Raw genomic sequence first — 16,071 nt, forward strand, 5'->3', positions numbered from 1 at the left:
CAGGATCGTTCATTAATTGCTGCGAAATACGCACTGGTTCCATCGTTACTAGCTTCATCACCATGCTCCTTTATGTGATACAATATATTTGTTATTTTCTAACAGTTATCATGAGGGGGCATATAAAAAATGAAGCTGATCGAAGTAGTTAATTTTATTTCGCGAGGCCCCTTTATTCTGAACTACCGGCATGAATTGGTAGGTTCTGTATTTGATAAATTTCATGCTCATCAAGGCATTGAATTGCTGTTCATTCATGAAGGTACCGGTCAAATCGTCATTGACCAAACAATTCACGCTATCACGCCGAATACCCTTGTGCTTTTTCAGCCCTATCAGCTTCATCGCGTGCATATGAACATGAGTTCGGCCAAATATGTCAGGTCGATCCTAAATTTTGATCCGTTATTTCTAGATAATCACTTGAAGCCTTTTCCAGAGCTCAGATCATACTTCCGTTACATTTGGAAGGAAAAGCTGCCACAGCAAACTTTTAATCAGGGAGATAAAAATGAGCTCAAATCTCTTTATCAACGATTTCACTCCAGACTAACACAATCTCCACAGGAAAGCCGTAACGAGGAATTCATTATTTTTATAGTCTCGCTGCTCAGCTATTTAAGAGATACTTCTTTGAAGGAGCTCTCCGCGAATAAAATGAAGTCCGTTCGAACGGATCACCATACCGAAAAGGTGATGGAGTGGGTTGAGAACCACTTTAGAGAAAAACTTGTACTCGAGGAGCTCTCCGCCAATCTGCATTTATCACCCTACTACATTTCTCATCTTTTTAAAGAAGCAACCGGCTTTTCAATTACAGAATATGTGATAGCAAGACGGCTTCGTGAAGCATGTTTACTATTAGGTACTACTAATTTACCGATCAACAGCATCTGCTATGAAATCGGTTTGGATAGCACCTCCTACTTTTCACAGTTATTCAAGAAAAATATAGGCTGCTCCCCAAAAGATTTCCGAGTAGGAGTTCAACAAAAGTATAAGGTGTAGCGGGATATCACTAGCTGCCACTCAATGTTGCTCTGATGCGGTCATCCATTGAACTGAAAATATCGCACAAAAGATGACGGAGCTAAAGGACAGGTTTAAATTGTTTAAGCGCATTCTTCCCGAATTCATCAGGCAATACAAAAAGGATCAACCGGAATAGACGGATTGATCCTAACCTATAAACAGGCTGCCTTGAGCAGGCTCAGAGCTGTTTTTTCACCAGACTCCCTACCCAGATTTAGTGTGCATACCCTCCTGTTCCCGGGTCGCCGGTATAAAGCTGTTTTAAGGGTACCATGGTGTCGCTTGGAACGTAATATTTAAACGGATTGTCGTCAATGATTCCGAGAAGCTGCTTACGGTAAGGGCTCGCGTCTTTCAGCAGCTTCTCCGAAGCGGCGCGGTAGTCAATCGGACGTATCCAGATGGGACTGTACCCGAGAAACAGCTGCCTGCGTGTATGGTTCGAACGGTTCGGCGCGCCGGCGTGCCACAAGTTTTGCGGGAACAGGAACACGTCCCCCGGCTCCCCGCATACCTGAATTTCTCCAGGCAGCAGATCGTCTACATTTTGATGGTCAGGCTGGAAGGGCTTGTTATGAGAGCCCGGTACGATCTTGGTATTGCCCCGGTTAGGCTCGGACATATCGCTTAAGATATAGCAGCTCTTAATATAATAGGTGGATGTGACTCCTCCCAATCGAGGAAACTGAGGGTGCGGGCCATCCTGATGCCAGTTGATAAAGCTTTGCGAGGATGTAGTCTCCCCTTGAGGATTTGGCCGGCGGATCGTCAGGTGAGATATATGGAGCTGGATATTGTATCCAAGCAGCTGCACCATCAACGGCAGAATTGTCGGTTCGTCAATAAGCGATGCAATTTCTTCATGGCGCTCCACGCTGTTGTATATGTTGTAGGCCAGCGACTCGGGCTCCTCGGCAATGATGGAGTCGATAGCCGCATTCAGACGCCCCACCTTCTCCGGTGACAAGACCCCTTTGAGCAGCAAATAACCGTCTTCGTGAAATTGACGCACCAGCTCGGGAACAGAAGGTTGATCCATAGATTACACTCTCCTAAATTTACATTTTATATAGTTAAGGTCACTAATAATCAGAGTTCCTTATTTCAAATAGCCGAGATCCTTTAGCTGCTTTTGCGCAGCATCCATATAGACTTTATAATTCATCGAGCCCTCGAGTGTTTTAAGGAAGGCATCATATTCGCTGATAGGACGTTTGCCGTAAACAAATTTGGCAAGCTCCTCTTCAATGTATCGTCCAGCATCCGTTGCATTATAGCCGTTCGGATAATCGACGAAGCCGACAAGCGATTGAATGCGCGGCTGCTGATTGGCGAATTCAATGAAAGGTGATTGTTTGGCAAATTTCACCTGCAAATAGTCCATCTCCGGGCGACCTGTGAATTGATACAGCCAGAAATATCCTCCCTCTTTGCCCATTAAGTCGGTTGGAACGACCTTGCTGCTCTCCAGATTGTAATGCTTGCCTTTGACCCCATATTGTACAAGTAGAGAGCCATCCTTTGTGGATACATAATTCAAAAGATCGATCACTTTTTGCAGCTTCTCCGGATTTTTCTCCAGCGCCTTCGGGATTGCATACAAGCCGGCGGTTTTCCCAATATCCCATGCACTGGCAAATTGACCTCCTGGACCTTTTAACGCACCGACCTGCACCCATTCGGCCTTCGTATTGACGGCCTTGATCTGCTCAACGAATTGATCCTTCGTCATATTCGGCCAATCGATATAAATAATACCGGCTTGCCCTTTAATCGCTTTTTGCTGATGCTGCAAACCGGAATTAGCCATCAGCTCGGGATCGACGGCTCCGGCATCCGTCAGCTTTTTAATGAAGCCGAGCGCATCCTTCATACCCGGATCGTACAGCGAGTTCACGAGCTTCCCGTCCCGAACGTAAAGGCTGGGCGCTCCTGCCTCGAATCCAACTCCATAAGCGCCGAATATCGTGTTGAACGTATCAAGCTTTTGTCCGGTAAGGCCAAACGTATCCTTTTTCCCATTGCCATCCGGGTCCTTCTCTGTGAACGCCTTGGCCGCTTCGAACAGCTCATCCGTTGTCTTGGGTACCTGCATTCCTAATTTATCAAGCCAGTCTTTCCGGATGAAGTAAGTGTTGTAAGGAATGTTTGGCGACTTTGCTATGGCAAATAATTTGCCGTTCATCATCCCCTTCTTCAAGCTTTCTTCACCGATAAAATCCTTTGTCGGCTTCAGCTTATCCAAATAGGGGGTCATGTCGAGCAGCAGCCCTTGTTCCGAAAATTGCTTTAGCTGCTGCCGATCCACCCCGAATAAATCAGGAAAGTTCGCAGAGGCCATCCGCACATTCAGCTGATTTTTGTAATCATCCCCGGAAGCATACACGGTCAAGTTCAAATCGGTGCCCAGCGCTTTATCCAGCTCCTGCTTAATAATATCTTGATCGGGAGAAGGCAGCCCATTGCCCGTTTCGATAATGTCAAGCTTGATCGGCTTGCTGCCTTTGGCCCCAGAGACACCGTCCTTAGAAGCTGCCGCCGGTTCTGGCTTGGTGCTCGAGCATCCGGCCAAGGACGAGCCTGTGAGCAATATAGCGGACATAGCGAGAATAAGCGTTTTTGTTTTGGTCAATGTAATCCCCTTCTTTCCTTCATTTATGAAAGCGGATCGCCCGAGTCCGGCTGCAGTCCGTAGCAGGCTGTCCGACGTTCAACCTTTGATGGAACCGAGAAGCATGCCTTTGGTGAAATGCTTTTGAATGAACGGATATATGAAAATTATCGGCAGGCTTGCCGTGACGACCGAAGCCATCTGCATCGTTTCCGTAGGGAGCATATTTTCCGCGTTCTCCAGTGGCTGCTGGGTTAACATTAATATTTCGCGGATGACAACCTGCAGCGGAAATAACGTGCGGTCGGTCACGTACATTACGGCTTGAAAAAACTCATTCCAATGTCCAACCATATAGAACAAACCGACCGTCAACATAGAAGGCACGGAGAGCGGAAGAACAATCTGCATTAAGATCCGGAACTCCTTGGCCCCGTCCATACGCGCGGATTCGAACAGTTCATCAGGCAAGTTCTCAAAGAAGCTTTTCATTATGAGCACATTAAAGCTCCAGATGGCATTGGGTAAAATCATCGACCAGACGGAATCGATTAAGCCAAGGGATTTCACAATAAGATAGGTCGGAATGATTCCTCCGTTGAACAGCATCGTAAACACCACGAGCATCAGGAAGATAGAACGTCCTGGCAGCTGCTTGCGACTGAGCGGGTAAGCCATCAAGGCGGTAAGCACCAGATTAATCAAAGTGCCGATAACTGTAATGAAGACGGTGACGCCGAACGCTCTCGGGATATTGGATTGCGTGAACAGCTGATAGTACGCCGAGAACGTAACGGATCTCGGGATGAGCAGGAAGCCGCCATTTTTGAGCACCTCCGAGAAAGGAGTGATGGATACTGATACGACGTACATCAACGGAAAAATCGCAGCAAGACCGGCTAATCCCAGTATCGCGTATACAACCGAATCGATGATACGTTCCTCCCAGCGTCTTACCATATCCCTTCACCCCACTTTTTGGACAAATGATTCGAACCGATGACCAGCACCATGCCGATTATCGATTTGAACAGTCCGACTGCTGCGCCCATGCTGAAGTTCAACTGCTGCAGTCCTGTTCTGAATACCCAGGTGTCGAGGATATCGGCAACCTGATACACCTGAATGTTGTACAAAATATAGATCTGATCGAACCCGGCGTCCATAATATGACCGAGCTTCAAAATCAGGAGAAGAACGATCACACTGCGAATACCCGGCAGGGTAATATGCCAGATCATCCTGAACCTGCTGGCTCCGTCAACGCGGGCCGCTTCGTAAAGGGTTGGATCGATCCCCGTCATCGCAGCCAAATAGATGATCGCCCCCCAACCAAGATCTTTCCATATTTCCGATCCGACCAGGATTGCTCTGAAGTAGTCGATCGAGGTCATAAACCCGATTGATGTGCCTCCCAGCTCTTCAATCCAGCGGTTCACTAGACCCGAGCTTTGCGAGAGCAGTGCGATCAATATGCCGTAAATAATGACCCAAGATAAAAAATGCGGCATGTACGTCAGCGTCTGGATAACGGTCTTAAACCATCGATTCCGGCATTCATTCAGCAGCAGAGCCATCAGGATCGGCGGCACCGTACCGAAGATGAGCTTGTAAATGCTGATCAGAAACGTATTGACGAGCAAGGAAGTAACATAAGGGGAGTTAAAAAAAGCTTGAAAATGTTTGAACCAAGGATCTGCCCAAGAACTCCCTAAAATACCCTCGAGTATATTGAAATCTTTAAACGCAATAATGACTCCGTACATGGGGATATACTTGAATAGTACATAGTACAGAACTCCTGGAAGCAGCATGAAATAAAAGGCGCGAAACGCCCAGACTTTTTTCATACCTAGCTTGAATTTCATCGATTTGGACCCGGTTGTTGAGTCGATAGCGGACATATCTTGTGTCGTCAGCTGCTGCTCCAAATTGCGATCACCTCTCTCCTCGTCGTAAGCATTAGCTTCTATATTCGTAGTATAGCAAGCGCTTACAATCGGTTCTATGCAGTGATCCTGCGAAAATGTTTCAATTATTGCTAATGTCCTTTTCTCCGTAAATATGGGCCGGAAGCTTGATCTGTATCAACGTTCCCGTATGCGGGATGCTTGCAATCCGAAGACCGTATTTCTCCCCATAGTGAAGTTGAATCCGCTCCTGTACATTCATGATGCCAATTCCCGTAAACCTGTGCTTGCTCGGCGCTTTTCGCCTTTCGGTGAATACGCCCTCCAACTGCTGCATATCCATTCCAACCCCGTTATCTCTAATGTACACAATCAAATTGCCACGGCGCAGCAAAGTACGGATATGGATATGCCCTTCTTTTTTTTGCGGTGCGATTCCATGAAAGATCGAGTTTTCCACCAACGGCTGCAGAGTCAGCTTAAGCATACGGATGGACAGAGTATCAGGGTCGACATTCATATCAAGAGTAAACTTATTGCCGTAACGGACCGTTTGGATGTGTGCGTACATCCGCAGTCCTTCTAGCTCCTCCTCGAGAGAGACGAATTCATGGCTCTTATCGAAGCTGAAAGACAACAACCCGACGAGCGAGCGGATCGTTTCACGCACTTCCTCAATCTTCCTCTGTTTGGCCAAACTGCTGATGCAAGCAAGAGTATTGTAAAGAAAATGCGGTGCAATCTGGCTTTGCAGCATTTTCAGCTCATACTGCTTTTTGCGCTGCTCCATCTCCTTCGTCTCGGTCAGCAGGTGGTGAATCCGCTCCATCATCGCATTGTAGCTCTTGGCTAGCTTCCCTATCTCATCTTCCCCCGGTACGGAAATGCTGGGCAGAACCTCCATATCGTGAACCCGGTCCATTTTGGCGACCAGCTTTCGCACAGGATAGGTTACGTAGCGGCTCATCATGAACGTACTGATACAAAGGATCAGAATCCACACCACTGCGGCCGTTTTATAGTTGTTATATAAAATAATTAGATTCTGATAAAAGAAGCTGTCCTCGATGAACGCGATAAAATACCAGCCTAGCCGGTTCATCCCGGATTTGACCGCTATCAGCTTGTCTTTTGCTCCGTCTATTTGGGTAACCCCTACAGGCAAATCACTGATCCTCGTCACGAAATCCTCCTTCAGCTCCGGAGGAAACAACGTGGTGTTATAAGGCAGCAGCGTATAATAAAATAAAGGCCAGCTGGAATCGTACGTATTGACTACGTTATTTTTATTGGTAATAATCGTGAAGGTTTGATTCTTGGAATTCATAAATTGGGCGAGCATGTTAGTCAGCTTGACGAGATCGATCTCAATTACCGCCATCCCCTTCATCTCTCCTCCATACTTGGATGTAATGGGCAGCAGGAAAGCGACTGTCTTCCCAGACAGCGGCGAATCGTAAGGCTCACTGATCATAACGCCATAGTTTTTGGAGGCTTGGGCGTACAGTTTCTCCAGATACGGGTTCCCAATAATGTCGAGGTATACCTGCGTGTTCGACATCACCTTGCCGTCCGCTCTTATCAGGTACAGCGTTTTGTACAGTGTGCTGTTCTTCTCGGCATATTGGCGGAGAACCCGCACCGCCTCCTCCTCATGTTCTTCATCCAGTAAATCTTCTCTCGTAGACAAAAGAAGCAGAATGTTTTGCACATTGTCCAAATAGGCGTTCAAATACAGATTGGTGCGGTCGATAATGACCTGCGCATCGGACAACACCTGCTTACGGAACAATTGCTCCGCATCGTGCAGGTTATTCCATGCAAGCAAAGCAAATAGCACTGATGTCCCTGTAAAAAGGAACAAAAAGTGCTTCATCGCCATATTCATGCTTTTCAACCAGCTTATCGCTCTTTTGACCATCGCATCTCAACCTTTCTTGTACTCCGTCGGAGCGACTCCGGTACGATTGCGAAATAATACGGAAAAATACCGATAACTCGGAATCCCTACCCGTTCCGCAACTTCATATACTTTCAGATGGGTTGTTCGGAGCAGCTCTACTGCTTTATCCATCCGCAGGCGCGTCACAAATTCATTGAAGGACTCCCCAGCCTCCTCCCGAAATAAGCGGCTCAAATAGTAGGAGCTTAGCCCCACCTCTTCAGCAATTTGCGTTAAGGTTATAGGCTCAGCCAGCCGCTCGGATATTATTTTCTTTGCCTGAACGACTTCTTTGCGGCATTTGGGTTGAAAGCCCGCTGCAGCTTCCAGCTCACGAGACATTAAGGAGACGAACTCCATCATGGTATCGGCTCTGAGCAGCTGATTCGCAAAATGGATCTCGGAGCCAGAATCGTCCGCTCTTAGCCATTCTTTCCTAAGTGAAAGCAGCCACCCCTTCAATTGTCCTGGGTCCGGTCGCCGCTCGAGAGCCCAGTCGGTCAATTCCTCACGGAAATAGCGGGTCAGCTCCTGCGCCGTTGCTGAAGCTTGGCGGATACGTATCTGATGCTCTTCCTTATCCACCGTATGGAGTGGATTCACGGTATTTTCCGCTATACCTTCATAGACAGTTCCGGTATTATCGTAAAACAATGATGACTCCGGCAGACGAATACTATTGTCCAAGGCGAGCATCTTCTCGATCGTCCCACATGATTGACCTAATACGGCAAATAGACGGATTGGTGCCCCGATATAAGGCAATCGCTTTTCCAGTTCATCCTGCAAATGGGCAAGCAACCTCTCCAATTGCTTAAGCCTCTCTATCCTGCTAATCTCCGTTCTATCACTGATAAGCAGTAAAAAATCTCCGGTTTTCCCATAAGGCACCCATTGGGAACGCATCAATTCGTTATTCGCACGTTGAGTCAGTAACGCTTGAAGTTCGTGATGAACGTATACCTCATCTTCCTCCCTCGCATCCGTGTGCAGCCTTATAACCTGCAAAGGATACTCAAGGTTCCATTGCCGTAAAATCATTGAAACATCTTGACCCGCTTCTTCCGATGCCTGGGACTGGACGAGCATTCTGGAGAGCTGCCACCGCTGCCGCTGCTTCTCGCTCTGCATGTGATTGCGCTCTCGCATGATTGCGTGGCGAGCTTTAGTGATCACTTGTTCCATATCCCTATCCAATAATGAGACTTTGATCAAATATTCCAGCGCACCAAGCTGCAGCGCCTCACGGGCATAGTCGAAATCGCTATGGCAGGTTAACAAAACGACCTGAGTAAGAGGGAATTGCTGCTTAATGCAGCGGAATAGCTCCAAACCGTTCATCACTGGCATCGTTATATCCGTGATGACCAAATCCGGATTTAGCTTCCGGCATAACTCCAATGCTTCTTCCCCGTTCTCGGCCTCTCCTACAAGCTCAGCCTGACAAGACTGCCATGGGAAAAACCTGAGCTCTTCACGCAGCGGCAGTTCATCATCCACAATCAAAACCGATAGCGGTTCCGTATTCATCTGCATGATCAGTGCCTCCTTCTCATAAGAGCGCTTTCAATATTGCTATTCATCATAGCACATTGCAGGGCCTCAACCTATACATTAAATTTGCTAAAAAGTACAAAAATAAATGACTATGACAGCACTTGTCTTATATCGCTACCAGTCCGAGCTGAAGCGCTAGTATATCAAGCTGACCAGTAAAAATGAGCACCAACCGTCATCCATACGGTTGGTGCCCTTTTCATCTACACTTTTAATCCCATCGGAATGTGAAGCTTGCCACTATGAAGGCTACGATTGTCCAGCCACCGAGCAATGCCACCTGCGGCCACAGCTCACCGAAGCTGGCACCGGTGTTCATTACTTGACGAAGTGCCGTCGACAGATGTGAAATCGGCAGCAGCTTGACGACAGCCTGGAAAGCCTCCGGCATTGAATTGATCGGGAAAAATACTCCGCCGAGGAACATCAGCGGGAATGAGATCACACCGGCAATCGGACCCGCGGATTCCGGGGTTTTCGCTAATCCGGCAATGATAAATCCGATTGCCATGAAGGTGAGTGTGCCCAGCACGACAAACAGAATGAGCAGCCACCATGAGCCATTCACTTGCGTGTGAAAAAACAAGCTGGCGATCAGTATAACTAGGAGCGCTTGAATACAGTTCAGCAGGAGGCGCGCCGTAATTTGACCGGCGATGAACGTAGGTGCACGAAGCGGTGTGCTCTGCATCCGGCGCAGCACGCCGCGCTCGCGCCATGACGAAATTTGACCGGCGACGCCGTTCAGATTGTTCGACATGATCATCATAGCGACGATACCCGGCACGAGGAAATCGATATAGCTCAAGTTGAGCGATCTGACGCCTTTACCCTCGATCATGACGGCTGGCTTGTACTGCGTGATTTTCTTACTTATGCCATCGACAAGCTGTCCGATCACCGCAAGGCCAACGTTCGCTCTGGTCGCATCCGTTTCGTCATAATAAACATCGAGCTTTCCAGAGTTCGACCCTGCGATAGCCGATGAGGTGGAGAATGCAGCGATTTGTTCACCATAGCCTTTTGGGATGACGATGACGAACTGCTTATCACCCTTTTTCAGTAGGTCAAGGGCCTGTGTTTCGTCATCGCTAACTACTGCCTTCAGCGGCGATACGGATTGTGCTTCCAACGTAGCAATCAAAGACTCCGACTGCGGCGTGCTATCGTGATCGACGATGACGGTGTCAAGCGACACGCTGCCTCCTTTACCAACAAAAGAACCAAGCATAATCATGAGAAGTAACGGGAACAGCAGGGTAAAGAACAGCATTTGACGGTTGCGGGCGAAGAGACGGAGCTGAGCAAGCGTCACCTGGATATATGCAGCGAAATTCATTCTTCTCTCAAGCTCCTCCCTGTCATGTGGATAAACACATCTTCAAGCGTTGCCGTCCTCGTTTGCAGCTCGGTATAGGATAAGCCTGTCGCTCCGGCCTTGCCGATGAAATCTATCAGCGAGGCTTGCAAATTGTCGGTATAAAGAATAAAAATATCTTTGTGTGTATCGACCTGCTTCACTTCACTGACAGATTGGGAAAGCTGCAATATACCAGCGCGTTCCGTCTCCGGCAAAACTTCGTAGTTGGGCGCTCGGAATTCGATAGCGCTGTCGGAATGAAGGCTGCGGACGAGCCGCTGAGGGGTGTCGAGAGCGATCACCTTTCCTTGGTCCATAAGGCAGATGCGATCACAAAGGACATGGGCTTCATCCATATAATGCGTGCTTAACACAATAGTCTTCCCTTGCTCCTTAAGCTTAAGGATTATGTCCCACAACGTCCGCCGAGCCTGTGGGTCAAGGCCGGTCGTCGGTTCGTCGAGGAACACGACCTGCGGGTCGTTGACAAGGGCTAGGGCGATCGCGAGCCGCTGCTTCTGGCCTCCCGACAAATGCTTGACACGGTCGTTCATTTTCTCCTTCAAGAGCATCGCCTCAAGCAACGACTCAACCGGAAGAGATTTCGGGTAGAAGCTTGCGTACATGCGCACGATTTCCTTTAATTTCAGTAGGTCGAACATCGACGTCGATTGCAATTGCACGCCGATCACTTCCTTAACCTTCCGTAAATCTTTCTGCGTATCGAAACCAGCTACCTTGGCAACGCCTCCGTCGGGCCGTCGGAGGCCTTCAATCATCTCCATTGTCGTCGTCTTGCCAGCACCATTCGGTCCAAGCAGCCCGAGCACTTCACCGCGTTTGACGGTAAAACTAACTCCGTTCACAGCGGTATGGGCACCATATCTTTTTACAAGACCGTCGGCTATGATGATCGCTTCTCCGGTTTCGCCAGCGGCTTGTAACGATTCAATATCGCTTTTCATTTACACTCTCCTCACTTCTATTCTATAATTCCGACTTTAAGTAAAACTCGAACTTGTGCAGCACATACGCATTCTACATGTTTAGGTTCGGTTAAAGCAGAAAATTCCCACACTAATTATTTTAACATGTAACAGCCATTTTGTTTCTTCTCAATTGCTCCTTTACTCCCACTATTCCTTTCAACTAAACATATTTTCGAAGGCATATGCAATTGCTATCCTTCCATCCGCCCAAAGTTCTTTTCGCTTAAATCCAAGAAGATGTCTTTTTCTATGCATTCCACATTTCTCCTTTAACTCTCATGGTTTATTGAGCTGACCATACTGAGCCCGTCGTATTTTCATGTTAGTGTACGAACAAACTATGAGGTACTTTGATCTTCCTCTTAGGCTTTAATAAAACATAAATAAACACATTTCCTTCGTAAATTTTTCAATTTTGCTTAGCCCTATGTTGACTTATGATAATAACGCACACGAAATCAAGAGATTTCAAGATTACGCATAAGGAAAGAGGTACACATGAAAAAGACAATAGGTTTGGTCATGGCATCGATTTTAACTGTCGGCTCCATTGCAGGCTGTGCAGACGGCGGAAACAAACAAGGAGACAAGGCAAACGGAGCAGCAGGACCTACTAAGTTTTCCATTGCGTTTCCTATAACAACAGGTGACGGTTACGGTCAAAGACAAGCGGATCTGAGTAAAGAAAAGTGGGTCCAACGATTGAATAAGCTGACCAATACCGAGCTTGATGTTAGGTTGATTCAAAGAGAGAAAATGGGTGTGGTATTTGCTGGTAACGACATCCCTGACGTTATGGGTACAACCTTTCTACCTACAGGTAAAGATATGGGAGGTTCGGTAGAAGCAGGTATATTCCAGCCGCTGGATGAAGTGTTGAAGCAATATGCACCGAACCTGCTAAAGAAAGTACCAAAAGAGGTATGGGATACGGTTTCCTACAATGGACATATTTATGCAATTCCTGACTATTTGACTAACCCTTCACGTCGCGGTACGTTTATTCGTACGGATTTATTGGAAAAAGCCGGGTTACCGGTTCCGCAAACCGTTGACGATTTCTTAAATGTCATGCGCGCTTTCAAAAAGCTGGGCGTAGAGAATCCGTACCAAATGCGTGAAAACTTCAAATATGCTGATGTGATCTTCGGTGCATATGACGTACTTCCATATAAAGACCAATTCGAGAAAAAAGGCGACCAAATTGTTCCAAAATTCTTCGATGTCGAGAACACTCAGAAAGTACTTCAAACCTACAAAACCATGTATGACGAAGGCTTGATTCCAAAAGACTTTGCCATCATTTCCTCGACGGATTACAGTAAAATGATCAATGCAGGCAAATCTGGTATGTGGTCCGCTAACGTAGGTGGAGGACTGCAAGCCTTCAGAACCAATATTCAAGCGGTTAATCCTAACGCTAAAGTTGACGTTATTGCTTCACCTAAAGGTCCTGAAGGTAAAAATGGTTATGCATTGTATTCACCAACAGTAAGAACGTTCTATATTAACAAAAAAGTAGATAAAGACAAGCTCGTAGCCATTATGAAATACTTTGATTGGATGGCTACTGATGAAGCGGCAATATTCTTCAGCTATGGGATTGAAGGCGAGAACTATACAATAGATAACGGTAAAATTAACTATAAAATCCCTGCTAACAAGGAAGAAAAGGACGAGGAAAGCTGGCGTTCAGGAACATTATGGGCCGGTCAAGATGCAACCTACAACAAGCTACAATTGCAATTGAACCAAGATGGTCAGGACACGCTGAAGGCATTTGATACGATCTTGTCCAAAGAAGGGCTGCCAGGTATCTCATTTACTCCAGATCTGAATGCATTCGCTAAGTATCCTGACTTGACACCGACAAGTGATACCGGGGCTAAGCTGATCGTCGACCATATGGTCAAAATGGTCTATGGTAAAGAGCCCATCTCCGATTGGCCGAAGGTTATTGAGGAGTACAAATCCAAAGGCGGCAATGAAATTATTAAAGAAGCAACGGATCGATATAATAAAAAAGAAGGCGTAACCATAGGTAGATAATGTCTCAAGCATCTGCCCTAGCAATAGGGCGGATGTTTTTTCATTTTACAAGTATGGGGCGTGAGTCTCTGTTTCATATGGCTAATATTGAATAACAAAAAGACCCTTAACCGCCTCTTTCGAGTTCCTGGTCAAAGCCTCGCAGACTTGACTCAAGAAACAAACAATGGCGGATAGGGCCTTTTCAACCTAACGGCAAAATCATGAACAATCTAATGATTCATGCTATGAACGCTTCGGCGCCAGCTCGATAGCCTGACGCAGCGCTTCTTTCATGCTTTGCTCATCGGCAATGCCTTTGCCAGCGATGTCGAAGGCCGTACCATGATCGACACTCGTACGGATGATCGGCAAGCCGACCGTAATGTTGACTCCAGCTTCCAGGCCGAGCACCTTGATCGGACCGTGACCCTGATCGTGATACATAGCCACGACGATGTCAAAATCCCCGCGCGTCGCACGGAAGAACAACGTATCCGCAGGCAGCGGACCGACAGCTTGAATGCCTTCCTGCTGTGCCTTCTGTACGCCAGGGATGACCTTCTCTTCCTCTTCTCCGTAGCCGAACAGCCCATTCTCGCCAGCATGCGGGTTAATGCCGCATACCGCAATTTTTGGTGTGGCATAGCCGGCCTTTTGCAGCGTTTCATGCGCTAGACGGATAACCTTATATACCCGATCCGGGTTAATCTGCTTCACGGCATCAATAATGCCAACGTGCGTCGTCACATGAATGACCTTCAGCTTAGGAGCAGACAGCATCATGGAATAGTCCTTGGTGCCAGTCAGCTCCGCTAAAATTTCGGTATGCCCAGGGTAAATATGCCCCCCCTTGTGAAGCGCCTCTTTATTCAGCGGCGCCGTGCAAATCGCGTCAATCTCTCCGCGGTTAGCCAGCTCTATAGCTTGCTGCAAGTACATAAAGGCGGCATGGCCGGCCTCCGGACTTACTGCACCGAACGGCAAATCCGCCGGAAGCAGATTCAAGTCCATACAGTCCACACTACCGTGTTCGAACTTCGCTTCCTGAAGATCCGCAATCGTATTTACCTTAAGTCCGCTGCCAACAACCTGCGCTGCTCTCTCAAGCAGTTTGGCGTCGCCGATAACAAAAGGACGGCTCTGCACATACATCCCTGCGTCATTGAGCGCCTTCATAATGATTTCCGGCCCGACGCCCGCGCCGTCCCCCATTGTAATGCCAATTATCGGTCTACTCATGTTCATGCTCCCCTTTCAAAATATGCATTGCATGCAATAACGAATCTTCGTTACCAAAAGCCCCTGCTTTCGTCACCGCCGATAAATTCTGTGCCCCAATCAGCCTGCCGAGCGGGATGCCCGGCTCAAGCTCTGCCGTCAATTCAATGCCTCGCACACCCAAATGTCGGCATACGGCCTTTGCTGTATCGCCCCCGGTCAGCACCATGCCCTGCAGCGTATATGCCGAGCTGAGAGCCGCGGCAACTTCCCCGAGCGCATCCGCAATGGCATTCGATACGCTGGAAGCGTCCATGCCTCTGCTTGCGCCGAGCTGCTGCGCCTGCGCTACCTGCTCCGGCGACGAGCCGGCATAGAACGATACGTCCGAACCTGCCTGCAGCGCATCGGACAGCCCGTGGTAGCATCGCTCCTTCTCTTGAGCAGCTTGCTCCGGAGATGCGAGCAGCCAGAGTGGGTCCAGCTCTACACAAGCCATATCCGGCTGCTCGTTCACCTTCTGCACCTGGGCGCGGGTTACGCGCGAGATGCTTCCAGCTACTAGCATAACGGGTTTTCCGCCGCGGTTAATCTCTTGCTTCGATACTGACCTGAACATCGCACCGGCAGCCGATTCAGCTCCCGCCACCCTAAGGGACGTAAAAGGCAAATATTCGGCCAGGCCCGCAGAACCGGCCCAAAGGAAACGTTCCTTATATTTTGGCATCAGCTCCGCAATCAGCTGCACGTCCTCGTCGGTCTCGGCATCTAGTACCAGCAGCTCGGCGCCGGATTGCAATGCTTCGCCAATGCTTTCTTCCAATACCGCGAGCCCTCTGCGAATTAACGCGAGCGGAATACTCACCGCCGTCCGCTTGGATTGTCCCGACAGCAGCTTACTGATGTCGGCATCTGGGACAGGTGTCTTAGGGTCCCGACCGATCTCCGTCTCATGGATCGGCACCCCGTTCAAGTAATGCTTGCCGTCAATCGTCGTTCTTCCGATTCTCGGAAAGGCTGGAACGACGATCGCTCCTTCGAAGCCGTACACATCAAGGACCGCTTCGATTTCTTGACCCAGATTTCCACGCAGCGTGGAATCCATCTTTTTATAAATAAAGGCACAACCCTGCGCTTTCAAGGACTCAGCTGCCTCACGTACGCGTTGGTACGCCAGTTCCCCTGGTACCGATCTACTGTCCGTATCCAAGACAATGGTTTCTGCGGTGGAGGATGATACTGTCAGCTCCGTCCAATCAAAAACCACCTGGGTCGGAAGCCCTTTTCTAGCCACTTGCACACCGGAATCGGAAGCTCCCGTCAAATCATCCGCTATAATAGCTAACTGCAGCAATCCGTCTCCCTCCCTTAATTTGAAAAATAGAAGCATGCCCAGCTCCTCCGCTGGGACTCACTCTTCT

Annotated in this window: 12 protein-coding genes; 2 read left to right on the top strand and 10 right to left on the bottom strand. The window is 48.2% G+C overall.

Features of this window, described 5'->3' with window-relative positions:
* Positions 1-129: 129 nt before the first annotated feature.
* Complete coding sequence (locus tag QMA13_RS25580; protein WP_282936536.1) at positions 130-1,008, top strand: AraC family transcriptional regulator; 879 nt, start codon at positions 130-132, stop codon at positions 1,006-1,008.
* A gap of 238 nt (positions 1,009-1,246) precedes the next feature.
* On the opposite strand, the gene QMA13_RS25585 is transcribed toward QMA13_RS25580, so the two are convergent.
* The 8 genes from QMA13_RS25585 to QMA13_RS25620 form a co-directional block, all read right to left on the bottom strand.
* Positions 1,247-2,071: a phytanoyl-CoA dioxygenase family protein gene (locus QMA13_RS25585; protein WP_282936537.1), complete on the bottom strand. Its 825-nt coding sequence runs from the start codon at positions 2,069-2,071 to the stop codon at positions 1,247-1,249.
* A gap of 60 nt (positions 2,072-2,131) precedes the next feature.
* A complete protein-coding gene (locus QMA13_RS25590) occupies positions 2,132-3,634 on the bottom strand; it encodes an extracellular solute-binding protein (protein WP_282943552.1) in 1,503 nt (500 codons plus the stop codon).
* 108 nt (positions 3,635-3,742) lie between these two features.
* Complete coding sequence (locus QMA13_RS25595; RefSeq protein ID WP_282936538.1) at positions 3,743-4,603, bottom strand: carbohydrate ABC transporter permease; 861 nt, start codon at positions 4,601-4,603, stop codon at positions 3,743-3,745.
* A complete protein-coding gene (locus QMA13_RS25600; RefSeq protein ID WP_282943554.1) occupies positions 4,597-5,511 on the bottom strand; it encodes an ABC transporter permease in 915 nt (304 codons plus the stop codon). The genes QMA13_RS25595 and QMA13_RS25600 overlap by 7 nt, the downstream gene beginning before the upstream one ends.
* Before the next feature lie 163 nt (positions 5,512-5,674).
* Positions 5,675-7,474, bottom strand: coding sequence for a cache domain-containing sensor histidine kinase (locus QMA13_RS25605; protein WP_282936539.1), 1,800 nt, complete (start codon positions 7,472-7,474; stop codon positions 5,675-5,677).
* 6 nt (positions 7,475-7,480) lie between these two features.
* Positions 7,481-9,031 carry a response regulator gene (locus QMA13_RS25610; protein WP_282936540.1) on the bottom strand — a complete coding sequence of 517 codons (1,551 nt, stop codon included), beginning with the start codon at positions 9,029-9,031 and terminating at the stop codon, positions 7,481-7,483.
* A gap of 232 nt (positions 9,032-9,263) precedes the next feature.
* Positions 9,264-10,391, bottom strand: a complete 1,128-nt coding sequence (locus QMA13_RS25615; RefSeq protein WP_282936541.1) for an ABC transporter permease — start codon at positions 10,389-10,391, stop codon at positions 9,264-9,266.
* Positions 10,388-11,377 carry an ABC transporter ATP-binding protein gene (locus tag QMA13_RS25620; RefSeq protein WP_282936542.1) on the bottom strand — a complete coding sequence of 330 codons (990 nt, stop codon included), beginning with the start codon at positions 11,375-11,377 and terminating at the stop codon, positions 10,388-10,390. The genes QMA13_RS25615 and QMA13_RS25620 overlap by 4 nt, the downstream gene beginning before the upstream one ends.
* A 522-nt stretch (positions 11,378-11,899) precedes the next feature.
* Here QMA13_RS25620 and QMA13_RS25625 point away from each other — a divergent pair.
* Positions 11,900-13,450: a type 2 periplasmic-binding domain-containing protein gene (locus tag QMA13_RS25625; RefSeq protein WP_282936543.1), complete on the top strand. Its 1,551-nt coding sequence runs from the start codon at positions 11,900-11,902 to the stop codon at positions 13,448-13,450.
* Positions 13,451-13,675: 225 nt separating this feature from the next.
* On the opposite strand, the gene pdxA is transcribed toward QMA13_RS25625, so the two are convergent.
* On the bottom strand, positions 13,676-14,677 hold the full coding sequence (gene pdxA, locus QMA13_RS25630) for a 4-hydroxythreonine-4-phosphate dehydrogenase PdxA (protein ID WP_282936544.1): 1,002 nt from the start codon (positions 14,675-14,677) through the stop codon (positions 13,676-13,678).
* Complete coding sequence (locus QMA13_RS25635) at positions 14,664-16,040, bottom strand: four-carbon acid sugar kinase family protein (protein ID WP_282936545.1); 1,377 nt, start codon at positions 16,038-16,040, stop codon at positions 14,664-14,666. The genes pdxA and QMA13_RS25635 overlap by 14 nt, the downstream gene beginning before the upstream one ends.
* Between the last annotated feature and the right edge of the window lie 31 nt (positions 16,041-16,071).

It is taken from the genome of Paenibacillus sp. RC67 (assembly GCF_030020805.1).
Classification (GTDB): domain Bacteria; phylum Bacillota; class Bacilli; order Paenibacillales; family NBRC-103111; genus Paenibacillus_S.